Consider the following 26,034-nt stretch of genomic DNA (forward strand, 5'->3'; position numbering starts at 1 on the left):
ATTCGGAGTTGCTTTCCCTAGGCTGGAATGGGCAATGCAAATATTAGCGGCCTAAGAATTAAACAGGCTCGTGAAAGACTGGATTGGGATCAAAGCGAGTTGGCTGCTGCACTGTCTGTGGATTTTCAGATAAAGCTCGATCAGTCTGATATTTCTGAGATAGAGCGACAAAAGCGTGGAGTCAAAGACTTTGAGCTAGATGCGATCGCTCGTTTATTGGGCGTAACTCCCGAATGGCTGCTGCGTGGAGAGGAAAAATCTCATGAATGAAGGGGAAGTTCCTAATGAAGCGCAACTACCTCAGTTACCCTCTCAAAACCCAGAGCAAACGTTTCAACAGGTTGAGCGTGAAGAATGGCTTAGAGATGCCTGTACTGGGTTTGTTACCACCAAGCCAGCCAATAGAAATTACTACAGACTGGTACTAGAAACATTATGGCCTCCTGGGCATGGCATACCAGGGCCAGTTGTTCCTTTATCGCGTTTACGTCGAGTGATAGATGATTTCAGAGGAGTAGGCGAACCCTATCAAGATGTACCCAGACGGATACGAGAGTTGCAAGGGGAAGAAGGCTTCTTGGGGATAGTTAGATTTGGTAGTGGAAAGACAACCAGGTATCAGTTAGTCAGCTTAGAAATCAGTGCTAAACGGGAACAGAGAGTAAAACTTAGTAACGATGTTTGGCAAAGAGTTCTGAGCAAATACCAAAATTGTTGTGCAGTTTGTGCTAGAAAACCCCCAATTGTAAGGCTCGATCAAGATCATAAAGTTCCGCGTCTTAGGGGCGGAGGTAATGAAGAGGATAACTGGCAACCTCTTTGTGCAGAGTGCAATAACTTTAAAAGTACTGCTTGTCGTGGCTGCCAGCTTAACTGTTTACAGTGTCCTTGGGCATTTCCTGAAAGTTTTTCTCCGATTAAAATGTTGTCAACAGATATTCAAAGAGTGAAGAAACTGGCTATCCGAAATGAAGTCAGTCCAGATACTTTATTAATCGAAATTATTGATAGGTACTTTGAAGACCAAAGTTAATTAGTTACGATTAAGGCTTTTTGCCTAATAATGTTCTGAGCGAGATCGCATTCCACGCACCAAAAGCGAGATCGCATCCTTCGCACCAAAAACGCGATCGCTACTGTAGTTGCGGTGAACCGAAGTAATCGGGCAGTTCTTCCAAAGTCCATTTCAGCAGCCGACAAAGTGCTTTCAAATCGCGGGGAGTAAGCTTTGGTTCATAAAGCCCTGTCTCCCAATTACTAACTGTCTGGACAGTCTTCCCCAGAGCTAATGCAACGTCTCTCTGCGTTAAGCCTAATTCTTCTCTCCGCCGCTTCAGGGGAGACTCCCGATCGTATTCTTGCTGTTGTTGGTCTTTGGTCATGTACTATAAAAATTCTTATATAATGATGCTTGACAAATAAATTCTAAGAGTGCTTATATAAGATAAATACAGAAGCGAACGAAGAGACTGAAAAGCCACCATCTGGCTCAGTCGTCTTCAGAGCTTCACATAGATGCCTGCCCTAACTTTAGTTTCTTACATAACTGTCACGCGATCGCATGATCGCTATCTTTGGCTGGGTTTGTTAGCGACAGCCTTGTAAATATCCATTCAAAACCCATAACTAAGTAACTCGCAGCTATGACTGGGAGAGTCTTATGACGTATTACTCCAAGCTACATCCGTGGTGCATCGTGCGATCGCTTCCGAATATGCGATCTCTGATTATCGCCCGTTTTCGTCGTCGCAGCGATGCCGAAGCGCAGTTGCAAATCCTCAAAGCGAATACTCCAAACGTTCTCTACTCCATCATTTTCAACACAACCCCAGAAACCAGCGACTCAAGAGTTAAACCTGGAGTGAATTGATTATGACAACGTTGTTTCGCCGGATTCAACCGCCAAAGACATTTCGCCTCACTGTTGCACTCTTGGCGAAATACCTGAAAATACCAGAATCCTTAATTGTGCGATTCGAGTGTTGGCAAAATGTCCTTTTTGTTCATCGCACAGATCGCGGCGGACAATTTGTAAGTTATCGTCAATTGCAACTCTGGTGGGATGGGATCGCGCTTTTATTTCAAACGTGCCACACCCCTACCGCACTGCAACAACTCGGACTTCAGATTAAAGAAGACAGCCAGAAATTCTCCGACTACTACCAAGAGATGATGCAAGACCTCCGCCAACTTTGGGTAAAACGCCGAGACTATCTGGGCAGCTTACCAGGAAAGGAAAGCGCCGCATAAAGTCAGTAAAATAGTACCTTTGGAGAAGTGCGAGAGCCAAGCTTATGTAGCCTTACCGCAAGAGCGCGATCGCTATCTCACCCCCAACGGCGTAAACTGTTCCGTGCGGCTTCCGCCCATAGACTTGCGGCGCGAGAAGGCACTGCGGGGTAGGACGCGCAACACTTCCTCAACCGTTGTGATCCCATTTGTTACCTTTTCTGCGGCTGCCATCCCGAAAGAGAAAAATTTGATTTCCCGTAGGTAGCGATTCAGCTGCGTCATCGTGCCGTCATAGATAATTTCGCGCACCGTATCATCGATATCCAGCAACTCGACAATTGCCTCTCGCCCCAGATAACCAGAATTGAAACACTTGGCGCAGCCCTTACCCTTGCGCCAAGTGGTTAAATTTGCCTGAGTTGGCTCCAAACTCAGTACCTGCAAATCCTTCTCCGTTGGCTTGTAGGGTGCTGCACAGTGAGGACAGACTCGGCGCACCAAGCGCTGAGCCACAATTCCCAAGAGAGCATCACTAATTAAGCCAGGATCTGGGCCAATATCTTTGATTCTGGGAATCGCACCAGGAGCATCGTTCGTGTGCAGCGTGGTAAAAACTAAGTGACCCGTTAGCGCCGCTCGAACTGCGGTTTCTGCGGTTTCGTGGTCGCGGATTTCTCCCACCATGATGATATCCGGGTCTTGGCGCAAAATTGATCTCAAGCCTGCCGCAAAGGTCATTCCCGCCGCTTCATTTACCTGGGTTTGGGTGATGCGGGGCAAAATGTACTCTACCGGATCTTCTACCGTCACCACATTGACGTGTTCCCTGGCGACGGATTGCAGACTGGTGTACAGCGTACTGGTTTTCCCGCTCCCTGTCGGTCCGGTGAGGATAATCATCCCTTGGGGCTGTTCCAACCAGGTTTTGTAGGTTTCGAGGGTTGTGGGAGTGAATCCTAAGTTTTGGATTTTAGAAAAGGGGTTTTTGCGCGGTAGTAAGCGAATCACCGCTTTTTCCCCACCCACACAGGGAAGGGTACTGACGCGCATATCCATTCCCAGTTCTAATTCTTCGCCAGAAGCATATTTCTCTCCAATCCGTCCATCCTGGGGGCGGCGGCTTTCGGCGATGTCGATTTCAGACATGACTTTGAGGGCGACGATGACCTTGCGGCTGACATCGACGGGCAGAGTGGTAATGTCCCGCAAGACGCCATCAATGCGATAGCGGACTCTCAAGCCTTCTGGCGCGGGTTCCATGTGGATATCGCTGGCGCGGTTCCGCAATGCCCCGGAAATCAGGGTTTTGAGCCGTCCAATCTGGTCAACTGCTTTGGAGAGGTATAGCTCAGTCGTTTCGCTGATGTTTTCTTGCTCTTGCTCGCCCGTGAGGGGATTCACTAAGGGAGTCGAGGAAATACGTTTGGGGTCGAGGTTTTGGGTGTGATACCAGGTGCGATAGCTCTTGTCGGCAATCGGGATAATTTTGATGTCGGTAAAGGTGCGATCGCTCAATTCTCTAATCGCCTCTAGAGAGAGAGCCATCGGACTTCCCAGGTAGTAACAGTTTCGCCACAGCAGCAGCGGAACCACTGGAGGTAAAAACTTTCTATCCGGAAATTCTCGAAAAAATCGGTAACTGACTTCCCGATCCAACAGAGCTAAGTGGAGCGTTCCTTGCTCGTCTACCAGGAGCTTTAGCGCTTCTTCACAGTTAATTTCACGATTTTTCAGCCGTTGCCAAGCGGATGAAGCAGGAGGGGAGGTTTGCATTCTTGTTTCCAGCGAAAAATCAACAGCTGGGGGTTGAGACTACACCAGCCTAACTTAGGCGATCGCTCTGTGACATCAGAAGTGTACGTAAAACGGTGTCTAAGGCGAAGCGATCGCGTTTGTAATGTGGGGGATGCGATCGCGAAAGCTCCAAAGCTCCAAACTTTGCCCTACACCATTTTTTTGCTGCCCAGAGTGAGAAAAGAAACCGCTAAGTAATAATAAAGGCAAGTATTGTAACAGCGAGTAGATAGCAATGGTAACTTCTATTATCTCAAAGGAATACTCACTAAAAGATTGGATGCTCAATCCCCCAGATAATACAGAGTGGGTGGATGGAGAATTGGTGGAGAAAAACGGAGTGACACTCAAGCATAGTCGGATTCAGTTAAAACTAGGCTCTTACTGGAGAATTTACAAAGACTCCAGCGGACAAGGGGGAGAAGTTTATACAGAGGTTCCTTGCCGCACTAATCAGCAGGGACGTTCTCCGGATGTTGCTTATCTGACAGCAGAACTAATTAACCAGTTTGGAGAACCTGCTGTATTTCCCAGGAGTTTCCCGCTAATTGCTGAGATTGTTTCGCCTACGGATATTGCTGAAGATGTAATTGCTAAATCTCAAGAATATTTACAATCTGGTGCTGAGGAAGTTTGGCTAGTGTTTCCTGATAATCTTTGGATTATTGTAGTGACTCAAAATCAACGACTTGTATTTATTTCTGGCGAAATTGCTAGCACTCAAGTTGTGCTACAAGGCTTTAGCGTGGCAGTCGATGAATTATTGGGGTGAGGTGTGGATTATTTAATTTTTAAAAGTCAAAAAACAAAAAGGGTGGGCACTGCCCACCCTTTTTAGAAGGTTAAATTAGAGGGTTAAAGATTGGGCATTGGTTTCAATCAATTTTGCCAAATCTTGCAGGAAAGCAGCGGCATCAGCACCGTAGATAATCCGGTGGTCGGCGGTAAGATTTACCTGCATCTGTCGGCGCACGCCCATCATCCCGTCTTCCGTGGCGACGACTTGAGGACGGGACGCTCCAATTGCTAAGATAGCCCCGGTTCCCGGCGGCAAGATGGCATCAAACTTGTCTACCCCATACATTCCCAAATTCGAGAGGGTAAATGTGCCAGAACTGTATTCTGCGGGTTGCAGTTGCTTGCTTCTGGAGCGTTCGACTAAATCTTTCCAAGTGCGAGATAAAGAGTAAATATCCTGTTGGTCGGCATTTTGCAGAACCGGGGTAATTAAGCCGCCGCCATCCATTGCCACAGCTACAGCAACGTTAATCGCACTGTGATAATGAATTCCTTGGTCTGAGAAGCTGGCATTCACCAAGGGATGTTTTTGCAAGGTTACGGCTACTGCTTTCGCAAGTAGCCCGGTCATGGTGACGCCCTTGGATTTAATCTGCTTGTAGAGCTTATCTAGATTATCCGTGGTGATAGTGTAACCGACGCGGAAGGTAGGCACTTGCAGACTGGCTACCATATTCCGCACCACGGCGTTTTGCAGCGTGTTGAGGGGGACGACGCTACCGGGAACGGCAACGGCGGGTGCGGTAGCTGCGGCGGCGGGTTTGACGGCGGGTGCAGGTGACGCGGGTGCGACGGGTGCTACTGGAGGGGGAGCCACGGGCGTCATTGTCGGTGTGGCAGTTGTACCGACGGGTTGTTTACCTTTATTCGCCAATGCTTCCACATCTTCTGCGACAATCCGACCGTGGGGACCACTGCCTTGCAAGGTACTCAAATCGACGCCCAGCTCTTTGGCTAACTTCCGGGCACGGGGGGAGACAATGCTGCGTCCATTGCGACGGGCGGCGGCTGGTGTCGTTTCTACAGGGACTGGGGCTGCGGTGGCTGGGGCTGCGGTAGGTTGGGCAGGAGCGGGAGCGGATTCGTTTACCGATGGCGTTGCGGGGGCAGAACCAGGAGCCTGTTGCTTGGCTGTTTCGATTTCGGCTTCGGTTTCGGCGACGAGCGCGATCGCAGCCCCGACCGGAGCTGCTTCACCGGCAGGTACGATAATGGTGGCAAGATATCCTTCGTAGAAGGACTCCACGTCCATATCAGCTTTGTCCGACTCGACAACCACCACGGTTTCGCCTTTTTCCACTTTGTCGCCGGGAGATTTGACCCAGGAGACAATCTTGCCTTCGGTCATGGTGGAACTAAGGGCGGGCATGAAAACTTCGTGAATCATGGGGTGTCTTCCGAATCGACAGTCTATATAAACAAGATTAAAGCCAGATTGAATTGTATCTTGACCGATGGTCATTACAACTATCCGACTCTACAACAGTCTATTGAGTTTGTATCCTTCAACGCCGAATTCTCCGGACGTTGGTGCTGCTGAATAGAATTGGATAGAGAAAACTAATTCAAACTCTCTATTATAACGATGTCTGGCAAGTTTAAATCTCTCGTGGTGTTAGTCGGTATGGCACTGGGCTTGAGTGCTTGCAGCATCAGCAACAGCACTCAATCAACTCCCACGCCTGCCAGCAGTCCAAGTGTTGAGCCATCCTCCCAACAGGTAAGCCAAAATGCACCTGTAGCAGAAGCTGAGCGAACTAAGTATAAACCGATACCGCTACAAGAGATTAAGTCCGCTAACTCTTTGAAGGGAACTGACCCCAAAGCGATCGCAATTGCTCACTTCGGTCAAACTGAATCCGAGGGGGGGACGCGGGAAGTTACGCTTGAGTATCCGCAACAAAATCTAGCGGTTGTAACGATTACCCAAACCGGCGTTGCAGATGATTCTGTCGGTGCTATCAGGCATCGCGTTGAATTGGTGCCGACCTCCCCATCAGCTCAAACACCCAAGGAATGGAAATTGGCATGGGCTGGTTCCCAAGTCAAGTGTCATGTGGGGCGAGGTCATCAAGATTGGTCAACTCAAAATTGTCAGTAGATGCCCCAATATTGGCAAATGGCGAATGGCAATCTCCGAATTACCCATTCGCCATTCGCCATTAACCATTCGCATTAAATTTCCCCGCGAATTTCTTCTACAATTCCATCGCGCAGGAGAATTTCTACCTGCATTTTTTGAATCAGATTATCTCCCGGCTCTACTTTAAAGAAGCCTTCAATCTGACCGTGATTCACTTCGTCGTTGAGTTCTATCAGCTGCACTTGTTGCAACTGTTGCAGAAGTTGATTTTTCTGCTCAAGCAGTTCGCTTTTCTTTTGATTAACCTGGATTTGGATATTGTCAATTTGTTGCATCACTTGAGGGCCAGGGGGTTGCAGATTCTGCTTTTGAATTTCTGAGATTGCCCGCTGTCCTTGCATTTCAAGCTGTTGCAACTGAGAGTCAAGCTGGTTAATTTGCGCCTGGAGTTGTTGCTGTGCTTCCTCTTTCCAACGAGGAGTAACAACGGCCTTGATTGTAACGGGTCGCTTCAGCAGCAGGTGTGATTGAGAAACATCCATATCCGTTTTGCTTGGAAAAATTAAAGAGTAAAGGTTTGTAGGAAAGGCGCTCAGGGTGAGAGCTAAAGGATGAAGGCGGTGTGTGTAGTTCGCACTACACTTCATCCTTCAGACTTTTTTCCAACTTTCCGACCAAATCAGGCAAACATCCCGTCGATCATATCGCGGTAGCGTTCCATTACGACAGGTCGGCGGATTTTCAACGTCTGGGTCATCATGCCATTTTCAATGGAGAACGGCTCCAGAATTAGCTTAAAGAGACTTATCCGGTCATCTGGGCGATAACCAGGGCGATTTTGCACCTCCCGGTTTAATTCTTTCTTGAATAATTCCTGAACAATCTTACTATTCAGGTCAATTTCTTGAGTGGATGCAGTAGGGATATTGCTGGGTAAAGAAGTTTCCTCTGGAAGACGCAAGTGCAGATTGTTATCTGCTGCCCACTTTTGCAAAGCTTCCAGATTGGGGACAATTAACGCACCAAGCGATCGCTCATCTTGACCTACCAGCACAATTTGGTCAATATAAGGACTCCGCAGACAGGCATCTTCAATCGGCTGGGGTTCGATGTTTTCGCCGTTAGTTAAAACTATCGTATCCTTCGCCCGACCTGTCAGCACTAAGTCATTCGCCTCTGTTAGCCAACCCAAGTCGCCGCTATCAAACCAACCTTCAGCGTCAATTGCCTTGGCAGTTGCTTGGGGATTTTGATAATATCCCTGCATCACTTGTGGCCCTCGTGCTAAAACCAGACCGCGACTCCCAGCCGGAAGGGGTTTTCGGGTTTCGGGGTCAACTATTTTAATTTCCGTTCCTGGCAGAAATCGCCCAGATGAACCCCGCAAATTACACCAAGACTGACGAGCTGTTAAGACGGGGGATGTTTCTGTAAGACCATAGCCCACCAGCACCTCAAGTCCAATAATTTCAAAAAAGTTTTCCAGGTGCATGGCAAGGGAGCCGCCGCCACTGATGACGTACTTTAATTTGCCTCCGGTGGCTTCTCGGACTTTTCCATACACTAATTTCTCGGCAAGCGCATGGGCAGGAGCCAAGGCAACCATTTGGCTTCCAGCTAATAGCCGTTCTTGCAGGGAGGGAGGTTGAGGTTGTAAGCGCAAGTTTTGCCAAGTACGGCGAGCTTCAATGTAGCGCTGACTAATGCTTAGCAGATTTTTAACCAGTTTCTGCTTGTTTGCAGGTTGTTCGCGGAACTGCTTCTGGACGCCTTCGTAGATAGATTCCCACAGTCGAGGGACAGCAATTAAATAATGGGGTTGGAATTCTTTAAAGTCTTTTTTGATGTGGCGAATGCTCGTGTAAATCTGGGTGCAACCGTGGGAGAGGAAAAAGTATTCGCCAGTGCGCCCGAAGCTGTGCCAAGTGGGGAGAATCGTCAGGACAGGTTCGCCTGGTTGCGGCTGAACGATGGTTCCCAAGTTGGTAATCTGATGGAGCAGGTTGCCATGCGTCAGCATCACGCCTTTGGGCTTGCCTGTCGTACCAGAAGTATAAATAAGCGTCGCTAGCATTTCTCGGGTTTGCTTCACCGGCTGCAAGGATTGATTTTCCCCTGCTGCCATGACTCCAGAGAAGTTCAGCATTTTCAGGGTGGATTCTTCGGGTGGTTCTTCATCGGAGAGCAAGACGACTAGCTGAATCGGGAGGTCGTTGAGGCGTTCCCTGAGTTTTTTTAGCGTCTTCAGGTCTTCTACCACTAAAGTAGTGCTGCCGCTATCTGCAAGTATAAATAGTAACTCTTCCCGCTCTGCCTGAGAGCTACGCACGATATCAACTGCCCCAGCGGTCATCGCCCCTTGGTCGGCAATAAACCAGCGCGGGCTATTATCCGCAATCAGGGCGAGGCGAGATTCTGGCTGTACTCCTAATGCCTGCAACCCAGCGGCAAACTGTTGAATTTGCTGAGCTAGTTCGGTGTAATTTATGACTACTTCTGGTTGAGCGTGGGGGTCGTGGAGGGCAATGGTATTACCAAAGTGCGATCGCGCTATCTGCCAGATAGCCGGTAGAGATTCCACCGAACTGTAATCTACCATACGGCTAAGGTTAGCACGGTCTCGCTCGCTGAGTTGGAAGGAAGTAGGGGCTTTCGACATATCTTTATTAATCGATGCAATCGTTAATCAGCTCTTTTTCCAAAATACTCCTCTGTTGCTTCAATAACAGGTTTTAGGGACAGAATTGATTGTGTCTATGCCATCTATGCAGAGCGATCGCATTTAATTATTTGTAATAATTGATACTTGACTATTGCTATTTAATAGCATATTCTTAGACAATGGGAATCCGTGCGCCCAAAAAAACTGAAAGAGGCACACCCATAAATTTTTTAAAAGGCAATACTTCACTTTAGATACGAGAAACGATCGTATTCTTTCCCAACCATAGTTAAAGAGTGCGCTTCTTTCCCAAGCACAGTTAAAGAGTGCGCTCGCTCAATCTTTGACGTGTTTCGCTACATTCCTATTTGGTTTAAAGGACATTGAATTACTAGCCGAAACCTCGTTTGCGCTTGTGGTTTTTAGGCTTTCTCTCAATAGAGGCGATACTTCCATTTTCATTTTTCACCCATTGTAGTTTTTCCATCCATTCAATGTCGGGTTCTAATGCTATCTCAGATGAAGTTGGGAACATCCCGGTCAATTCTTTGGAACCATAAGTTACTGCTATCTCTTCTGCGGCTAGCACAGACTGGTACAAGTGTAAAAGAAGATTTGATAATAAAGCATAGAGAGCGGACGGCGTTTTAGGAACCTTATGGTATGCAGGAAATATAGGAGCAAATATATCTTCCCTCATAAATAGAGCTGGTTTTATATGACCATCAGAATTTACAAACTGCCAAGTCACTGCACCATGCCCTAAAATACACAAACATCTAACAACTTCGAGTCTTTTTAATTTTTTATTGATATCGAAGAACCTCTCGACAATTTTGTTCATTTCAATTTCTTCTTTAAGAGATGTTGCAATAATCGCTGAGTAGAGAGGATTTTTTAATCCGTGAAAGCAGCCGTCAAGGTCATAATTTTCTACTAAACGATTAGCATTTGTCTTTGGTCGATCAAGTCTATTACAGACTACAAGCTTCTCCATCGCTTCATCAAGCACTTTATAGTCAATAGACTGTTTGACTTCGCAAATAGCGTAAACGCCCTCGATAGGACAATGAACTCTTCTTGACTCTGGTGTTGCCCCTGCTTTAATTGCAGGAAACCATAGGTCATTGAATATGATGATGTCACAGTCTCCCGCGGTTCTACCCTGCCCGTCATTAATTACTCCTGAATGCACAGAGTATCGATTAGGAAGAAGGTAGCGCAACTCTTCACGCAAAATATCCTCTACACCTGGTCCAGAGTCGTAATTGTCGATGTTCATCTCCTTCTCTAACTGAACTCTAAGACGAATGGCTTTTTCTAGACCAATACAACGCTTGAGGAAAGATTTTTGAAGTGTTTCAACCCTATCTTCTCTCGGTTGCCATTTTGTTGTATCAGGCAGTTCTGGCATCTTATCATCTGCATTTTTGGGGCTTCTTGCTGGTGGAACTGCTTTTGCTCGTTGACTTTTATTATTTTTTGACATAATGTAATTTACTGGTGGTTCGTGTGTCGTCTATGCATAAAAATCAAAAGCTAAAAGGATTTTGATTTTCGGCTCCTGACTCCTTCAGCTAAAGCTTGCAATTTAAATCTCAGACGCTCGACGGCTACACCGCCTCAACCTATGCTTGAGTCTCTGTTGATTGATGCACGCGCTCCTGTAATCGTTCAGCTTTGGAGAAGTTGTTCTTTTGCACGTGTTTCATGGCTCGCTTGTGTGTAAATTTCCACTCCAAACATCGCTCGTGAAGCGCTTTTCTTGCTTCATCTTGTCGAAGAAACTGACGGCTTTGCGGTGTGACAGATTACTTTCTGTTAGGGCGATCGCGTTGTCATTACCTTTTTAATTTTGCGCCTGCTGAAACGCTTCTATCTTTTCCTTGCCCGCAGGAAGATCAGAGCCGACGACATAAAAATCTTGTGGATAAATCCAGTGGGTGCCTAGAGGCCCATGAATTTGAATTCCGGTCATGACGGCGTAGTTAAACACAGAGCGATCGAGAATATTTAAGAGGGCTTCGACATCGTCGGAAATAATTTTAGATGCCAACTTTGTAATCTCTATCAAATCGGGTTTGTCCCCATAGGTAAGGGCTGAAAGAATTTTCTGCCGGATAATTGTTTGTTCAATATCCTGCATATCCATTTCTAGTTTCAGATGACCAGATGCCAATTCTTTGACGACTGTTTCTAATGCTCCACAAGCATGGGAAACTTTTTGAACACCATCTCGATAAACCTTACCAATATCACCATGTCTAGAAATAGCGATATGGGGCATCGCATAGAAGGTAAAACGACGGATACCATCAACGATAGGGGTATGGTCAGTCGCAGCGGCTAACCCCGTTTTCCCCATCATGACGAACCCGGCTAAGCTGCAACAATTAAAAGTTTTCCCCCAGTATCGAATTACTTCAATGAATAGGGGTTCGGCGACTTCATCCCGACAAATTGCTATCATTCCCATCGTGTTTTCGTCACAAAAACCGTAGGAGCTCAAGCTTTGGAAAGTCTTTCTCATGTACTTGCTCATGGGAAGTGCCCCTGGAAAGTGAGTTTGCAGCGTTTCATGAAATGCTGGAAACACGTTAGGGTCATATCCATTGAGCGTTTGGGGGATAGTTTCGCCAAGCTGATTGACGTGATGGGTCATCTCTTAACTTCTCCTAAAGAGCTTGCAAAATCCGTCATTGCGTAGCTTAAACTTAACTTCACACCCGTCCTTGAGGATTCGGGCAATATTATTGGTTTTAACACTAGATGAGTGAGAAAGCTCTTGCCCTTGCCATTTCAAAGGTTGGCAAAGCCTCCGAACTCCCTCAGCTAAAGCGTTTAACCACAAATTTTAGACGCTCAACGGTTGCGTCGCCTTCCTTAACCGATGCTTGACTATCAGACGAATGCTGCATCCGATTGAGCCAGCATTCGGCTTCAAAGTATTTACGTGATTTGATGGCTTGCTTGAAGTGCAACTGCACGCCCCAAACATTCCTAGTGAAGCGCTTTTCTTGTTTCATCTTGTCGAAGAACCCAACGAGCTTCAGGGAGTAACAGACTACCTTGTGTTATGGCGACACCAACATCCCTTTATACAGATTATTTACTATTGCACCATACGCCAAAAGTAGTATTTTTTGCTTGCTAACCACTTCAGGAAACGAGAGGTAAGCCCTTACCTTGCGTACCTTTGCGTTAAAAAATTAACCTTTGTTCTCTCGTTTCCACAGCCCTCGTACCAGTCGAATCTCATCAAAAGTATAGATTTCCCCTAGAGAATCTCGAATCTTTGAGAGTGAAGTAGCACCCACCTCTTGAATTGCTTTTAAAATGGGTTCTTGACGTTCTAGGGGCACTAATGAGTTTAAATCCACAGGCTGATTCATCGAAATCAGTTCCGCTAGATGATCTAAAATAGTGCCTATCCGCAAGTTACGTTTTAGAGCAATTTCCTCAATGCTCAAACCTTGCATATACAAATCCAGCGTCGCTAACTGGGTGTAGCTAGGGTGATTTTTTTGAGGAATTGCCGCAACAGAAGTGGACTTCAAAATTCCTTGTTCTTTACAATAAGTTTGGATTTCAGCAACAAATCGCTCACCGTATTGAGCTAATTTATAATCTCCAACACCGGAAATTTTGCCAAATTCCGGTAAGCTTTGAGGTTGCATCTGAGCCATCAGCTTTAGGGTAGAATCCGCAAAGACGACGTAGGGAGGCACGGATTGCTCATCAGCGAGTTGTTTGCGAAGCTGGCGCAATTGTTCATAGAGCATTTCTACTTCTACTGCCATTTGCGGTGATTCATCAATTGCAGTAACAATCGGAACGGCAATCTGCACCTCACGCTGACGCCGTAAGATTTCCCAGCTTAAAGCGTTGAGCTTTAAGACAGAATAACCGTCAGTGGTTTGATCGACAAGTCCTTGATGCAAGAGCGATCGCCCTAACATCTTCCAATCCTCTACACTTTTATCAGTGCCGATGCCATAGGTAGAAAGTTCCTGATGCCCATTCTGAGAAATCTTTTGATTTTTTGAGCCGCGTAGCACATCGATAATGTAATTCATCCCGTATCTTTCTTTGCATCTGGCGACACAAGAAAGAAATTTCTGCGCTTCAATTGTCCAATCTTGCACAGGTTTAGGAAAACGGCAGTTATCGCAGTTGCCACAATTTCCCGCAAAACGTTCGCCAAAATAACCCAATTGAATTGTGCGGCGACAGTCTGTTCCTTCCGCATAATCAATTACCTGTCGTAATTGTTGACGGGCAATTCTTTGCTCTTGCGGGTCAGTTTTTTGGTCGATAATATACTCAATCGTCTTCAAATCGCCATAGCCAAAAAACACAGTACAACGCGCAGGTTCTCCATCTCTTCCTGCCCTTCCGGCTTCTTGATAATAACTTTCTAAATTGCGCGGCAAGTCGTAATGAATGACAAAACGCACATCTGGCTTATTAATTCCCATACCAAACGCAATCGTTGCTACCATTACTCGCACGTCATCTCGAATAAAGCGGGTTTGATTGGAAGTCCGTTCTTCGTCATCTAGCCCCGCATGATAAGGTAGCGCTGAAATGCCATCTTTTTGTAATCGAAAAGCAATTTCATCTACACGGCGACGACTGAGGCAATAAATAATCCCGGAACCTTCAGTTGTGCGAATTTGCTTTAAGAGTTGGGAGTAAGCTTGTTTTTCTTTTGGCTGAACTTCGTAGTAAAGATTGGGGCGATTAAAACTAGCAATGTGAATACTGGGTTGCCTGAGCGCCAGCTGTTGGATAATATCTTGACGGACGCGATCGGTAGCAGTGGCGGTGAGTGCTAAAAAGGGCACATTCGGATAGCGTTGGCGTAATTGTCGCAATTGCCGATATTCCGGGCGAAAATCATGTCCCCACTCAGAAACGCAGTGCGCTTCATCAATGGCAATCGAGTGAATTCCAATTTGGTGTTGCACCAAATCTAAAAAGGGCAAAAATTTTTCTCCCAAAAGTCTTTCTGGGGCAACGTAGAGTAGTTTGATGCGGCGATTGAGGATATCTTGTTCGCGCGATCGCACTTGTCCCCAACTGAGACTACTATTGAGAAACGTCGCGCCAATGCCGTTATCCCGCAACGCTTCCACTTGATCTTGCATCAAGGCAATCAACGGCGACACTACTACGGTTAAACCAGATTTCAGTAGTGCAGGTAGCTGAAAGCACAAAGATTTTCCTCCGCCTGTAGGCATCACAACCAGCAAATCCTGGTTTTGTAGCGCTTCTTCAATAATCTGACGTTGCCCTAGGCGAAAGCTGTCGTAACCAAAGAAATGTTTGAGTGCCTGTTCGAGAGAATGAAACTGGGGCATCTTCCGAAGGATGAAGGATGTTAGCAAAGCGGCGCATCCGCGCAGGATCAAAAGGATGAATGAAGAAATTCCGAATTCTCCGCAAGGGAGTTTCAGAGTGCTGTGGGCATCCAAAACTGCTGCCCGAAATTGGTTGCGCTAACGAGAGCCTGCTTTACGAATCATAATGATACTTGGAAAGTCTATTAGTAAATTAACCCATGCCGAAAGCAATCTGGAATGGTACGGTTTTAGCCCAAAGCGATCGCACCGAAGTCGTGGAAGGCAACCACTACTTCCCCGCTGATGCTATCAACCAGCAATATTTCAAAGATAGCGACACTCACACCAGCTGTCCTTGGAAGGGCAAAGCCAGCTATTACTCCATCGAAGTCGATGGGCAAGTCAACAAAGATGCAGCTTGGTACTATCCCCAAGCCAAGGACGCCGCCAAGAACATTGAAGGGTACATTGCCTTCTGGAAAGGCGTCAAAGTCGAAGCATAAGCCAGTGGAGGCACGGCAATGCCGTGCCCCCAAGCCTGGAAGGAATTACCTATCACCTTGCACGATTCCAAACTACGTCTTCCAGAAGACGGATGTAGTGTCCCTTCCTTTGTTCAACCATCAATAGGAAACAGGTCAAAGTAGAGGAGGGGCAATGCAACTTGGTGACAAAGTAGCACTGATTACAGGTGCGGGTTCGGGCATCGGCAAAGCAGCAGCAGTGCTATTGGCGAAGGAAGGTGCAAAAATCGCAGCCCTAGGACGGACTGAAGACGAACTCAACGAAGTCGTTGCCCAAATCCAACAAGCCGGTGGAGAAGCCATCCCGGTACTCGCTGACATCTCCGAAACAGAGGAGATGCAACAAGCGGTGCAACAAGTCATAAATCAATGGGGACGCCTCGACATTGTATTTGCGAATGCTGGAATTAACGGCGTTTGGGCACCAATAGAAGAGCTAGAGCCTGAAGAGTGGGACAAAACGATTAAAGTCAATCTGAGAGGCACCTTCCTCACTGTTAAATACGCCGTGCCTCATCTCAAGAAACAAGGCGGTTCTGTGATCATCACCTCCTCCGTCAATGGTACGCGGATGTTCAGCAACAGCGGTGCGACAGCCTATTCTTGCACCAAAGCGGCTCAAGTTGCATTCACCAAAATGGTGGCGCTAGAACTAGCCAAACACCGCATCCGCGTCAATGTGATTTGTCCGGGTGCCATAGAAACCAATATTGACCAAAGCACCGAACGACGGAGCTTGGAACAAGCTCGTGAACCCGTGGAGTATCCGGCAGGAAAAATCCCGCTAACGGATGGTAAACCTGGCTCCTCTGAGCAAGTTGCCGAGCTGGTGCTATTTTTAGCCTCAGACGCCTCTAGCCTCATTAGTGGGACGGAAATGTGGATTGATGGTGCCGAATCCTTACTTGCTGGCTAAAACACCCAACCCCTTTTGAGAAGGTGGGCAAGAACAAATTTCTTAAAATGCTGATAATGGCGGGAGTTTCTGCTATGATAGTAAACGCCATGAGCGGATGTGGCGGAATTGGCAGACGCGCTAGATTTAGGTTCTAGTTTCGCAAGAAGTGAAGGTTCAAGTCCTTTCATCCGCATTACATACAGTATAAGGGTTTCAGCTTGTTAATAGGGCTGGAACCCTTTTTACTTTGGTACTGAATTGACGATTTTTACTTGACTTTTGACTATGGCGTGACTATGATTGGCGTCAATGGTACTAGAATTCATAGTCAAAAAATGAACACAACACAGAAAGCTTCTAAAGGGTCTGTAGGTATCGAATCATTTCAAGAGCGCTTACGCTTGCGTCTCCCACGTCAGCTTTTTGGAGGTAAGCAAAAATACTTAACACTTGGTCTATCAGATACCTCAGAAAATCGTAAGTCAGCAGAAATCAAAGCACGCCAGATTGAACTAGACATCATTTCCGGAAACTTTGACCCAACCTTAGCTAAATACAAACCACAGACATATCTAACTCTTATAGAAACGATTAAACCCAAGCAAGCAATAACGTTATCTGATTTGTGGAATAAGTACACAGAGTACAGAAAGCCTTTGATTGCTGAGACAACACTACGAATTCAGTATGCTGCTGTACGTAATCACATTGCCAAACTGCCTACTAAAGATTTAAATGATTCGATTAAGATTCGAGATTTCTTAGTTGCCAATCTCTCGAATGATGCTGCACGACGTACCCTAACACAGATTTCAGCCTGTTGTGAATGGGCTTGCGACTCTTTTCTTATCACCAATAATCCGTTTCACGGAATGGCTAAGAAAATAAAGGTAGTAAAGGACGAAGTAGATACTATTGACCCATTTACTGCTGAAGAGCGCGACACAATTATTGCTGCTTTTGAACAACATCCTTACTATTGCTTTTACGCAGCATTTGTCAAATTCCTGTTTATGACTGGATGTCGTACTGGTGAAGCCGTTGGTATAAAGTGGAAGCATATTAGTCAAGACTGCAAACTGATTACATTCTGCGAATCCGTTAGCAGTCAGCTAAAAATCCGAAAAGATTGCAAAACTCACAAAACACGTAAATTTCCTTGCAATCCGTCTTTACAAGCATTGTTGCTGAGTATTAAGTCTGAGAACTGCGATCCAGAATCATTAGTATTTCCTAGCAAACGCGGGGGTGAAATACGTTCAGGTCATTTTATTGATAGTGCTTGGAAGGGTCGCGGAGATAGAGGAGTTGGAATCGTAATGCAACTTGCTCAAGACGGGAAGATCAGCCGCTACCGAACTCAATATACTACTCGTCATACATTCATTACACTTTGCTTAGAAGCTGGGGTTACACCAGTACAAGTAGCTAAATGGGTAGGAAATACCCCTGAGATCATCATGAAGCATTACGCAGGTACAACTCTACAGATGCAAGTACCAGAGTTCTAAAATTCACTAACTATAACCTATAGAGGAGCGTAGAAAAAACTACTCTCCTTTTTCTATGTCTTCTATTTAGTCAATTTAATTGCTTCCTTTTAAAAGAAATCTACATCTAATTATCTTTATATAGATTCTCCTATAAAAACTATTTGCATCTAAATAAATGGCTTTACTTTTAGATATAAATCCTTAACTAATAAAGTAGAAAATATTAGAAAAAATAATTATAATGAAAATATAAGAAAACCTATTAAAAACAAAAAATATGAAAAGAAGGTTATTAACTGACTGGAAACCAATTACAGCAGCTATTCCATTTGAAACTATCGAAAAATTAGATGAAACAGCGGATAAACTTAAAGTAACTAGATCAATTGTTATTCGTGCTGCTTTAGATCAATACTTAGAAAAACAAGTTTTATAAAAATCCTAATTTCATAGTTCAAAAAAGCCAGACAACTAATATTGCTGGCGTTTATAAAAATTTATATTTTTATTACTAATTATTACATTCAAATTATATCATGAGCAAGGAATATATTCTAACTAAACAAGTTATAGACACTCATTTCTCTTCTAGATTAAAATATCATAGCGTAACTAAAGATATTTATTTGGACAATAAAATTTTTGACATTGCTGAATTTAGAGCGGAAGTATATAAAAATCACAACATCGTTCTAGACAAAGATACGTATATTTATGAAAATGCTTATTTAGCTGCAAAGAATAATCTTTTTAATCCTTTAAAAGATTATTTGGATAGTTGTATTCAAAAGTATCTAGATGTAAATCATCAGCAAGTTTTTGATGAATTAAGTGAAAAAGGATTACATATAGATCCATCTTCAATCGAAGCAAAATATTTATTTAAAACTGTAGTAGGTGCAGTTAAAAGAGTATTTAAGCCAGGATGTCAATTTGATACTGTGCTTATACTTAAAGGTGGTCAAGGTTTTTACAAAACATCTTTTTTCAGAGAACTTGCTAGTCAAGAATGGTTTACTTCTACCAATCTTCAGAATTATAATAAAGATGAATTAATGACTTGTCACAGCAAATGGATGATCGAATTAGGAGAATGTGATGAAACTCTTAAACCTCATTTAATGAGTAAATTAAAATACTTCATTACTACACAAGAAGATACATTTAGAAAACCTTACGATAGAAATGTTATTACAGCAAAACGTTCATTTATTCTTGTAGGTACTACTAATAAAGATCAGTTTTTAGTAGATCCAACAGGAAATAGAAGATTTTGGGTTATTGACATTAATCAAAAGATTGATATTGATTGGATTAAACTAAATAGAGATTTAATTTGGGCAGCAGCAGTTAAAGCATATAACCATAATTATCCTGTCTATCTAAATGAGACTGAACAGCAGATTAGTAATGCTATGAACATGAATCATCAAGAATCCGATATGTGGAAGGACTTAGTAATTAATTGGATATCGCAACAAAAAGAGCCATTTACATTATCTGATATTTTAGTTCAAGCTATCGGTAAAGAACCTAGAAGCTGGAAACGTTCCGATGAGACTCGTGTTACATCTATATTGGAATCTATAGGATTAGACAAACCTGATAAAGCTACGAGAGTCAATGGTAAATCTGGGAAATATTGGCATCCTAGCAACTTAGCTCTTGTGTAACTAGCTAATTGTTTAGTTACAAGTCAGTTACAAGCTGGAACTCCTATGATTAAAGGGTTTCAGCTTTTTTGTAACTATGTAACCATGTAACTGAAAAATGGAACCTTTTTTCAATAAATAAAGTTAGTAAAATATTAGTTACACCAGTTACAGTTACATAAATGATTGAAACTATTATTAGGACTAGATTATAGAAAATACTATCTAGTTACATCGCAGTTACATCAGTTACACCATGAAACAGAAATATGTATATACTTCAGCTCTTCTAGGAAGTCTTATAAAGACTGCTACTGTTTTGGCAAAGTATTTTTAACTCTTCAATAGAGAGCCAAGGTCGTTTCCTATGCAACATCCTATGACAGTTAGAACAAACAAGAGCTAAATCTTCAATCCTAGCTTTATGCTTATCTTCAAGCTCTGATACTGGCTTTATATGATGACACTCAATATAATCTTGTCCTAATTCTCCATAGGTACAAGAGAAATCAAAGTTACAGACATCACATCTAAGTGTACCTACTTCTTTCTTGCGTTTCTCTTTTGCTTTCTTTACTAAGCTCTGACTTCTTTCTCTTGTTCTGTGTATACGGTATAATACTTTACCTTCAGGAAATTCTTCTTCATCTTCATCGGTAAATACCCTATATGTATCATGTATTTCAGCTTTATTCTCTAAAACTGATTCAGTAATTAACTTAGCTATTTGCCTTAATTGGGTTTTATCAGATGAGAACTCTTCCCATATAATCTCTTCAAGCTTCCCTCCTGCACTTAGTCCTTTACCTTGATAATTAGGATCAAGTCTTAGAAAGTTACATAATTTCATGTAGACACCATTAGGGTTCCTAAACCTTTCTTGATCGGGACGTTCAGTATGTATTGGTAATCTATTAAGAATGTCGCTTAATGTAATTAGCTCAGGATGTGTTTGACTAATGCTGTATGGAGGATAACGAAAATAAAAGTCTAAAGCCAGAATTAATTCATCACGTTGCCAAGGTGGATTGCGTTTCATCCTGCTCTCTCCTAGCGATTTTATAAAAGCTAAATTCACAAACACCATGACTCATTCTTTTGAATCATCTCCTGAGTTTCATCTAGAGGTGATTTTGGGTCATCAAGCTTATCAGTACAGAATTATAAGTGAACTTTGTCTAAACCTAAATTTACATCACCTATACGTATCTCTATACTGACCTTTCCTTTTCCTGAACTTCAATGATTTCTGTCGATATTCAACTGAATAGGGTTTTATGCTGATTTTTATAATTGATAGGCTCGAATCATAGTATATTTCATAGATGTGAGAAATGTTATAAACTCAATAAGATAAATTGAGTTTGACTGGGTATGTATTAATCATTAAAAAACTCAAGTTGTATTTTTATCTACATAAATATGACTTAGGAATTTTTCTACTTGTATACTTTGGTTATAGTAATTTATTTTGACTAATAGATTCTATGCATCACAAACAAATAAAATTACTAAAAAATTTGATCAAAAATTTTCAAAATAATTTTTAAGGATAAATACTTATCCCCACTAAGCATAAATACTCATTATGTAGCGGGTTTAGCCTTATTTGGGTATAGCAGTGGTAAAAGCAAAGCTGATTTACGAAAAATCAAGGGTTTTGGGGCGATCGCCTATTCAGGTAGAAGGCTGAATATTTAATTGATTAAACCACTGAACGGCTGAAACCCTCACAAAATAAAGCTTTCAGGCTATTCTAACAGAAAGCCATAAAACCACATTAAAAACATTTTAGGTACTAGATGACCTAAAGCAAATTTCATGCCACTTAAAAGTGCTTATAGAGGCTAGGTACTTTTACTTAGGATCAATGGTTATGCTTTTAAAGACAGTGTGAACCGTAAAAATACGTGTTTCATAAATACTAAAGAATAATTTTCAGTAGAATTTACAATTTTTTAATTTCTTTATCTGTTGTATTTTATTACCACTATTAACTTAGAGTTTTAAAATGTCTGACGTTAAACCACAGAACTTATTGGAACTTTCTCAAGATAAACAATTAATTTTAAATCAGATAATAGAAAGATTACAAATTGATAGAACTTACCTACAGGAGAGTCCTAAGTTAATTTTTGGTAGTGTTGAGTTGATGAAAGAACAGGCTAATAAACTAATTGATATTGAAAATCAGTTGATGCACATAAACTATAAGGTAATTGCTGAAATTAAAAAACTTGAATCTAGAAATATAGTTGAGAATGTAGTTGTAAATGTAGTTGACAATGTTAGTAATACTGTTGATCGTACTGGAAAATTTGCTACTGGACTTGGTAAATTTGCATTAGGATTTAAACTAAAAGTAGTTACTATGCCAATCCCTGTTATATCAAATGTTGCCTCAGAAATAGGTCAAAACTTACTTGGAGATGGTGTTGATAACATGGTAAATGCTTTATTCGATAAAAGTAAAAAAGAAAGTAAAAAAAGCTTAGAACTTTCGGTGCTACTGTTTCTTATTAAGACAATCAACCTACTAATATCTGAAAATAGCAAGGTAAAAAGTTTAGCAGAAGAGTGCCTCAAGAACCCTAAGTTAAGGAAGCAGTTAGAGAAAAAACAACTAAGAAAAGAGTTTTTGAAGAAAAACTTAACGTTAATAATACTTTTAACATTTGCAAGTTTTATAAGTTTAAATGCTATTGTTTCAGAATTAAGGCGAATTCAATATCAACCAATAGTTGCTACTAAAAATATAGACACTAATAACAATGAAAGTGAAGCAATTGAAAATACAAATATATTATCCCAAAGTTTTGATAATCAAAAACAGGTAGTATCTAATATAGAGACTACTAATAAAATTTCAGAAAATCCTAATGTAAATGATGAATTACTTTCTGACAACCTAAAACTAGAAGCTGCACAAAAGAAAGCTATGGAAGCTTCTATTATTGCTCAAAATCCACCTCATTCACTGGAGGTTTGGCAACAGGTAGAATCTAAATGGCAGGAAGCGATCGATTTATTAGAAGTAATTCCTCCAAATTCACCTATCTATATTAAAGTAAAAGATAAACTTACTGCTTATCAACAAAATCATTCTATTATTAGTCAAAGAATTTTAATCGAACAGAAAGCAGCAGATAACTTAAAAACTGCTCAAGAGTTAGCATATGAAGCTGCTGTGATTGTTCAAAAACCTTATTCTATAGAAATATGGTTAAAAGCTCAATCAAAGTTGAAACAGTCAATTAATTTATTAAGTCTTATTCCTCAAGGAACATTTGTAGAATCTATAGCTAAAGAGAAGCGTATTACTTATCAAGCTAATTATGCTGTAATTAGTAGTAAATTAAAAAGCTATAAAAAATAGCTTGTAAATAACCATTTTAATCACAGCTAATATTTTAGGAGACTGTGAATTTATAGATTCTGTAAGTCCTTATAGAAAACATTTTTGATTTCTGCTGTTCGTCATCAACAATGTTTTTCAATTGTCAAATATACACTTTGCTCTATTCTAGAATAAGCATTTATATAAAAATATAGTTAATGTTTTCACCAATCCTATACACTTTTTTATATCCAGCTTGTTAAAATAAATCTTGCAAAAACATAGATTAATAGATTTTATGAGTAGCCAAAGTAAGACTTTGAGGAGTATTTAAACACTAATTTTTATCTATGCCTGTCTGATTAAATTCAGTTTTAAAGTTTATGTATATGTATATGTTTGACAAACTTAAGCTTCATCAATTTCTATATAAACCAGAAATAAAAAGGCGATATACACAAAGTAAATGATATCAATCATCAATATTTGTGATATTAATCACAAGAGCGAATAGTAACTGTAACTTTAAATTTGGGAATACTGCTAAAAGACGTACTAGACTTGGGAATTATAAACGATGGATAAGGCAATATCAATCTTGGGAGAAACTTTTGAAGAAGATATTATTAAAGCAAAAGATATTACGAAAGATGAATATGAACAATATATAAAGTTAGGCTTAATTTGTCCAGAATGTTATCTGCCTGTTTATTTTAGAGATGCTGCTACAGCACATTTTGCACATTTTCCTAATCTTCCAGAGTCTTGTCCAAGAGAAGAAAGCTCTCTATGTCAAACTTATTTAAGAAACGACAATATATTTAGAGGACAAAGTATAGAAAAATTTAAAGATGCTTTTTGGAATATTATAAAAAAGCGCAATCTCAATTTTGAAAAACAAGTTGATAAAGTTAAAAAAGTCAAACTATTAAATAACAAAAACATTACAAATATCGCAGCTATTGAAAAATATTGCAGGAATAATTGTAAAAATGAAGAAAATTTTAAAAAAATATCTACTAAAATAAAAAATGTTATTAATTTTTTGTATAAAACATTCGCTTCTGATTTTCTCACAGCATTGATTCACTACAGCATTTATAAGTGTAAAGAAGAAGCTAATAGTAGTAGCTTGAGAGAATGGATAAACAGTGACAATTTAGATATTTTGAAATCTCAAGTTATTAGCAAGTTATTGGAAATTATTGTATTAACGTTTGGTATCAGAGAAGATACTACACACACTATACTAAGAAAAGTATCAAGAGTTGTACCAGAATCTACAGGAATAGCAGAAGTTACTGAAGTTGTACCAGAATCTACAGGAATAGCAGAAGTTACTGATGATAACAAAAAAAAGATTAAACCTTTCCGCAAGTCATTCACGGTTACAGGTAACTCAGTATTTTTTCTATCCCACGTCACCCACGAAAAACGTCCGACAGTTTACCAACTTAACACAAAGGTTGAAACTGTATTTAAAAATAGAGTCAAAGACCGCCCACAATTATGCTTTATAGTAGAAGCGTTATATGGTGGAAAGCAGCGACCAAAAACAGCTTTCTCTATTCAGTTCTTTGAAGATTCCCATTTTTTCTATTCAGAACCACAGCCTAAAGATGTCAATCATATTGAGGACATAGTCAATGATTGGCTGACGTTTACTCAATCGTTTTATTCTGAAACTAGGGAGAAAATCTATTCGTTTAAACGGCTAGCGCAGGCAGTAAACGACGAGGATACGCCGATTTATTCGCTGTTAACTTTTATCCTGTTTACTCAGTTTCAACGACCAAAGTTTCAACTACCAAAAGCCGAACCGCTCAATTTATCGGACTTCTACGGTGCTTTGATCATTGCCTACCGAGCTGGCGTAAGCTTAGAACTTATAGAGAGTTGCTTCGGGCAAGATGAACAGGCAATAGAGGTGCTTAGAGGCTTTATTACAGACTCTGGATCTCAATCTAAGTATCTGGAGGGTAGTCTAGCTGATACAGAGTTGAAGAAAGCAATCTTTATAGACTTCACATCTGACATCTAGAACACGCAAATAAAGCTAAATTCTACCAATCTAGAGGGATACTTTACTTTTAATTAACTCTCTATTTTTCAATGTACATACTGAAAATTAACGGAGTTAAATCGATGTCAGTATGTCAATATTTAAAATATAGAAAGACAATCTAAAGATTGAGTATGCTTTAAAGGCTCTTAGTGAATAGTGTTTTAACAATGAGAATACTATAGTCAAACTTATTTATTTCCTAGCAATTATTGAAATAGTAAAAATCATTATAGTTTAATAAAAACTTTGAAAATAATATTACTGATTCTTTTATTGTTAATGTATCCCTATAATTACACAATTTATAGGCATATTGTGATTATTCATTAATATATTACATATTCATGTATAACAGTATGTTCTACTTTTGTAAGCTAATTGTAGATACTGTGTGTGTATTTAATCCCAATAATATTGTGTTAGAAGCTTGAATTTCTGTTGTTTACATCAGTTGTATGTGTCTTTCTATAGCAGAAATTGTAAAATTACATCTGCTATGTGTATACAGCAATTATGTGTTTGTAGTTATAGAGCTATTGGATTTATATATGATTAGCACTCAAGAACTGATGATCAGGAGTATAGATACAGATAAGCCATAGTTCTGTTAGAGCTATCTGTACTTCCTCTAGAATCGTCTGTAAGGCACGATATAAGCTTATTAGGTACACTGGGAAAGAAAAAGTTGTTTTAGTGCTTTAGAGGCGCAAATAAGAGGTAGGTAGTTTTACTTATTAAAATGAATCAAGCGCAAGACTGGAAGCTACAGGAAACTGTAATAGCGATCGCTACTGATAAACCTGGTGAATGGATTTATAGTACATACCCCAATTGGAATGAAGCACGAAAAGCTGTCAATTCAGCACGTAGCCAAGGAAAAGCTGCTGTGATTTACGACGGAGCTTGTCCACCAACACCTCCGGATTTTAGCTTAATGACCCGTTTGACTATGAAATGACTATATATTAGATTGACTATTATTGACTATCCTTGCAAATCAAGGGTTTCAGGCTTTTTGCAGCTAGATTTAGGTTCTAGTTTCGCAAGAAGTGAAGGTTCAAGTCCTTTCATCCGCATGAGTGACGATCGATAACTCCGTAACTAACCGAGGCTTTTAGCCTCGGTTTTGTTTTGAGTGGGTTGCGTAGGAC

Annotated in this window: 25 protein-coding genes and 1 tRNA gene; 16 read left to right on the forward strand and 10 right to left on the reverse strand. The window is 41.5% G+C overall.

Annotation, left to right across the window (positions count from 1 at the left end; all coding sequences use genetic code 11):
• Positions 1 to 27 precede the first annotated feature (27 nt).
• Both NC997_RS14410 and NC997_RS14415 read left to right on the forward strand, forming a co-directional pair.
• On the forward strand, positions 28 to 270 hold the full coding sequence (locus NC997_RS14410; RefSeq protein WP_190527708.1) for a helix-turn-helix transcriptional regulator: 243 nt from the start codon (positions 28 to 30) through the stop codon (positions 268 to 270).
• Positions 263 to 1,033, forward strand: a complete 771-nt coding sequence (locus tag NC997_RS14415; RefSeq protein ID WP_190527706.1) for an HNH endonuclease signature motif containing protein — start codon at positions 263 to 265, stop codon at positions 1,031 to 1,033. Before NC997_RS14410 ends, NC997_RS14415 begins: the two co-directional genes overlap by 8 nt.
• Before the next feature lie 100 nt (positions 1,034 to 1,133).
• Here NC997_RS14415 and NC997_RS14420 read toward each other — a convergent pair whose 3' ends face one another.
• Positions 1,134 to 1,382, reverse strand: a complete 249-nt coding sequence (locus NC997_RS14420; protein ID WP_190527704.1) for a helix-turn-helix transcriptional regulator — start codon at positions 1,380 to 1,382, stop codon at positions 1,134 to 1,136.
• A 278-nt stretch (positions 1,383 to 1,660) separates the two neighbouring features.
• On the opposite strand from NC997_RS14420, the gene NC997_RS14425 reads away from it, so the two are divergent.
• Entirely contained in the window at positions 1,661 to 1,870 is a 210-nt protein-coding gene (locus NC997_RS14425; protein ID WP_190527702.1) for a hypothetical protein, read from the forward strand.
• A gap of 2 nt (positions 1,871 to 1,872) precedes the next feature.
• A complete protein-coding gene (locus NC997_RS14430; protein WP_199306195.1) occupies positions 1,873 to 2,250 on the forward strand; it encodes a hypothetical protein in 378 nt (125 codons plus the stop codon).
• A 72-nt stretch (positions 2,251 to 2,322) separates the two neighbouring features.
• Here the strand turns inward: NC997_RS14430 and NC997_RS14435 are convergent, their stop codons facing one another.
• Entirely contained in the window at positions 2,323 to 4,005 is a 1,683-nt protein-coding gene (locus NC997_RS14435; protein WP_190527699.1) for a GspE/PulE family protein, read from the reverse strand.
• 33 nt (positions 4,006 to 4,038) lie between these two features.
• Between NC997_RS14435 and NC997_RS14440 the strand changes: the two genes are divergently transcribed.
• Positions 4,039 to 4,224 carry a hypothetical protein gene (locus tag NC997_RS14440; RefSeq protein ID WP_190527697.1) on the forward strand — a complete coding sequence of 62 codons (186 nt, stop codon included), beginning with the start codon at positions 4,039 to 4,041 and terminating at the stop codon, positions 4,222 to 4,224.
• Between the two features lie 37 nt (positions 4,225 to 4,261).
• A complete protein-coding gene (locus NC997_RS14445; RefSeq protein ID WP_190435263.1) occupies positions 4,262 to 4,798 on the forward strand; it encodes a Uma2 family endonuclease in 537 nt (178 codons plus the stop codon).
• Positions 4,799 to 4,873: 75 nt separating this feature from the next.
• Here the strand turns inward: NC997_RS14445 and NC997_RS14450 are convergent, their stop codons facing one another.
• The gene (locus tag NC997_RS14450) at positions 4,874 to 6,211 is read right to left on the reverse strand and encodes a dihydrolipoamide acetyltransferase family protein (RefSeq protein WP_190435266.1); all 1,338 of its coding nucleotides are present in this window, start codon (positions 6,209 to 6,211) and stop codon (positions 4,874 to 4,876) included.
• Positions 6,212 to 6,409: 198 nt separating this feature from the next.
• Between NC997_RS14450 and NC997_RS14455 the strand changes: the two genes are divergently transcribed.
• Positions 6,410 to 6,925: a hypothetical protein gene (locus tag NC997_RS14455; RefSeq protein ID WP_190527695.1), complete on the forward strand. Its 516-nt coding sequence runs from the start codon at positions 6,410 to 6,412 to the stop codon at positions 6,923 to 6,925.
• Between the two features lie 74 nt (positions 6,926 to 6,999).
• Here NC997_RS14455 and NC997_RS14460 read toward each other — a convergent pair whose 3' ends face one another.
• From NC997_RS14460 to recQ, 6 genes are all read right to left on the reverse strand, one after another.
• Positions 7,000 to 7,449, reverse strand: coding sequence for a YlqD family protein (locus NC997_RS14460; protein WP_190414598.1), 450 nt, complete (start codon positions 7,447 to 7,449; stop codon positions 7,000 to 7,002).
• 137 nt (positions 7,450 to 7,586) lie between these two features.
• Positions 7,587 to 9,566: a long-chain fatty acid--CoA ligase gene (locus NC997_RS14465; protein ID WP_199306194.1), complete on the reverse strand. Its 1,980-nt coding sequence runs from the start codon at positions 9,564 to 9,566 to the stop codon at positions 7,587 to 7,589.
• A gap of 394 nt (positions 9,567 to 9,960) precedes the next feature.
• Complete coding sequence (locus NC997_RS14470) at positions 9,961 to 11,058, reverse strand: DUF6602 domain-containing protein (RefSeq protein ID WP_190527693.1); 1,098 nt, start codon at positions 11,056 to 11,058, stop codon at positions 9,961 to 9,963.
• Between the two features lie 360 nt (positions 11,059 to 11,418).
• Entirely contained in the window at positions 11,419 to 12,231 is an 813-nt protein-coding gene (locus NC997_RS14475; protein ID WP_190527691.1) for a hypothetical protein, read from the reverse strand.
• A gap of 166 nt (positions 12,232 to 12,397) precedes the next feature.
• Complete coding sequence (locus NC997_RS14480; RefSeq protein WP_190429830.1) at positions 12,398 to 12,595, reverse strand: hypothetical protein; 198 nt, start codon at positions 12,593 to 12,595, stop codon at positions 12,398 to 12,400.
• Positions 12,596 to 12,778: 183 nt separating this feature from the next.
• Entirely contained in the window at positions 12,779 to 14,932 is a 2,154-nt protein-coding gene (recQ, locus tag NC997_RS14485; RefSeq protein ID WP_190527689.1) for a DNA helicase RecQ, read from the reverse strand.
• 200 nt (positions 14,933 to 15,132) lie between these two features.
• Between recQ and NC997_RS14490 the strand changes: the two genes are divergently transcribed.
• The 6 genes from NC997_RS14490 (at position 15,133) to NC997_RS14515 (ending at position 19,502) form a co-directional block, all read left to right on the forward strand.
• On the forward strand, positions 15,133 to 15,417 hold the full coding sequence (locus NC997_RS14490) for a DUF427 domain-containing protein (RefSeq protein ID WP_190410277.1): 285 nt from the start codon (positions 15,133 to 15,135) through the stop codon (positions 15,415 to 15,417).
• 154 nt (positions 15,418 to 15,571) lie between these two features.
• Entirely contained in the window at positions 15,572 to 16,354 is a 783-nt protein-coding gene (locus NC997_RS14495; protein ID WP_190527687.1) for an SDR family NAD(P)-dependent oxidoreductase, read from the forward strand.
• Positions 16,355 to 16,447: 93 nt separating this feature from the next.
• Positions 16,448 to 16,529 (forward strand) — tRNA-Leu (locus NC997_RS14500).
• Between the two features lie 103 nt (positions 16,530 to 16,632).
• Positions 16,633 to 17,847, forward strand: coding sequence for a tyrosine-type recombinase/integrase (locus tag NC997_RS14505; RefSeq protein WP_242036938.1), 1,215 nt, complete (start codon positions 16,633 to 16,635; stop codon positions 17,845 to 17,847).
• Positions 17,848 to 18,106: 259 nt separating this feature from the next.
• Positions 18,107 to 18,265: a ribbon-helix-helix domain-containing protein gene (locus NC997_RS14510; protein ID WP_190410279.1), complete on the forward strand. Its 159-nt coding sequence runs from the start codon at positions 18,107 to 18,109 to the stop codon at positions 18,263 to 18,265.
• 100 nt (positions 18,266 to 18,365) lie between these two features.
• Entirely contained in the window at positions 18,366 to 19,502 is a 1,137-nt protein-coding gene (locus NC997_RS14515) for a virulence-associated E family protein (protein WP_190410280.1), read from the forward strand.
• A gap of 268 nt (positions 19,503 to 19,770) precedes the next feature.
• Here the strand turns inward: NC997_RS14515 and NC997_RS14520 are convergent, their stop codons facing one another.
• Positions 19,771 to 20,520 carry an HNH endonuclease gene (locus NC997_RS14520; RefSeq protein ID WP_190410281.1) on the reverse strand — a complete coding sequence of 250 codons (750 nt, stop codon included), beginning with the start codon at positions 20,518 to 20,520 and terminating at the stop codon, positions 19,771 to 19,773.
• 972 nt (positions 20,521 to 21,492) lie between these two features.
• Between NC997_RS14520 and NC997_RS14525 the strand changes: the two genes are divergently transcribed.
• The 3 genes from NC997_RS14525 (at position 21,493) to NC997_RS14535 (ending at position 25,841) form a co-directional block, all read left to right on the forward strand.
• Complete coding sequence (locus NC997_RS14525) at positions 21,493 to 22,857, forward strand: hypothetical protein (protein ID WP_190410282.1); 1,365 nt, start codon at positions 21,493 to 21,495, stop codon at positions 22,855 to 22,857.
• Between the two features lie 538 nt (positions 22,858 to 23,395).
• Positions 23,396 to 24,859: a hypothetical protein gene (locus NC997_RS14530; RefSeq protein WP_190410283.1), complete on the forward strand. Its 1,464-nt coding sequence runs from the start codon at positions 23,396 to 23,398 to the stop codon at positions 24,857 to 24,859.
• A gap of 763 nt (positions 24,860 to 25,622) precedes the next feature.
• On the forward strand, positions 25,623 to 25,841 hold the full coding sequence (locus tag NC997_RS14535) for a hypothetical protein (RefSeq protein ID WP_190410284.1): 219 nt from the start codon (positions 25,623 to 25,625) through the stop codon (positions 25,839 to 25,841).
• Positions 25,842 to 26,034 lie beyond the last annotated feature (193 nt).

This window comes from Trichocoleus sp. DQ-A2 (assembly GCF_039961915.1).
In the GTDB taxonomy this organism is placed as follows: domain Bacteria; phylum Cyanobacteriota; class Cyanobacteriia; order Cyanobacteriales; family FACHB-T130; genus FACHB-T130.

Coding starts and splice junctions, on each gene's coding strand:
- NC997_RS14510 (WP_190410279.1), top strand. CDS start 18,107: ATGAAAAGAAGGTTATTAACTGACTGGAAACCAATTACAGCAGCTATT.
- NC997_RS14515 (WP_190410280.1), top strand. CDS start 18,366: ATGAGCAAGGAATATATTCTAACTAAACAAGTTATAGACACTCATTTC.
- NC997_RS14410 (WP_190527708.1), top strand. CDS start 28: ATGGGCAATGCAAATATTAGCGGCCTAAGAATTAAACAGGCTCGTGAA.
- NC997_RS14495 (WP_190527687.1), top strand. CDS start 15,572: ATGCAACTTGGTGACAAAGTAGCACTGATTACAGGTGCGGGTTCGGGC.
- NC997_RS14460 (WP_190414598.1), bottom strand. CDS start 7,449: ATGGATGTTTCTCAATCACACCTGCTGCTGAAGCGACCCGTTACAATC.
- recQ (WP_190527689.1), bottom strand. CDS start 14,932: ATGCCCCAGTTTCATTCTCTCGAACAGGCACTCAAACATTTCTTTGGT.
- NC997_RS14535 (WP_190410284.1), top strand. CDS start 25,623: ATGAATCAAGCGCAAGACTGGAAGCTACAGGAAACTGTAATAGCGATC.
- NC997_RS14505 (WP_242036938.1), top strand. CDS start 16,633: ATGATTGGCGTCAATGGTACTAGAATTCATAGTCAAAAAATGAACACA.
- NC997_RS14445 (WP_190435263.1), top strand. CDS start 4,262: ATGGTAACTTCTATTATCTCAAAGGAATACTCACTAAAAGATTGGATG.
- NC997_RS14450 (WP_190435266.1), bottom strand. CDS start 6,211: ATGATTCACGAAGTTTTCATGCCCGCCCTTAGTTCCACCATGACCGAA.
- NC997_RS14480 (WP_190429830.1), bottom strand. CDS start 12,595: ATGAAACAAGAAAAGCGCTTCACTAGGAATGTTTGGGGCGTGCAGTTG.
- NC997_RS14435 (WP_190527699.1), bottom strand. CDS start 4,005: ATGCAAACCTCCCCTCCTGCTTCATCCGCTTGGCAACGGCTGAAAAAT.
- NC997_RS14520 (WP_190410281.1), bottom strand. CDS start 20,520: ATGAAACGCAATCCACCTTGGCAACGTGATGAATTAATTCTGGCTTTA.
- NC997_RS14530 (WP_190410283.1), top strand. CDS start 23,396: ATGGATAAGGCAATATCAATCTTGGGAGAAACTTTTGAAGAAGATATT.
- NC997_RS14430 (WP_199306195.1), top strand. CDS start 1,873: ATGACAACGTTGTTTCGCCGGATTCAACCGCCAAAGACATTTCGCCTC.
- NC997_RS14465 (WP_199306194.1), bottom strand. CDS start 9,566: ATGTCGAAAGCCCCTACTTCCTTCCAACTCAGCGAGCGAGACCGTGCT.
- NC997_RS14490 (WP_190410277.1), top strand. CDS start 15,133: ATGCCGAAAGCAATCTGGAATGGTACGGTTTTAGCCCAAAGCGATCGC.
- NC997_RS14420 (WP_190527704.1), bottom strand. CDS start 1,382: ATGACCAAAGACCAACAACAGCAAGAATACGATCGGGAGTCTCCCCTG.
- NC997_RS14475 (WP_190527691.1), bottom strand. CDS start 12,231: ATGACCCATCACGTCAATCAGCTTGGCGAAACTATCCCCCAAACGCTC.
- NC997_RS14525 (WP_190410282.1), top strand. CDS start 21,493: ATGTCTGACGTTAAACCACAGAACTTATTGGAACTTTCTCAAGATAAA.
- NC997_RS14470 (WP_190527693.1), bottom strand. CDS start 11,058: ATGTCAAAAAATAATAAAAGTCAACGAGCAAAAGCAGTTCCACCAGCA.
- NC997_RS14455 (WP_190527695.1), top strand. CDS start 6,410: ATGTCTGGCAAGTTTAAATCTCTCGTGGTGTTAGTCGGTATGGCACTG.
- NC997_RS14425 (WP_190527702.1), top strand. CDS start 1,661: ATGACGTATTACTCCAAGCTACATCCGTGGTGCATCGTGCGATCGCTT.
- NC997_RS14415 (WP_190527706.1), top strand. CDS start 263: ATGAATGAAGGGGAAGTTCCTAATGAAGCGCAACTACCTCAGTTACCC.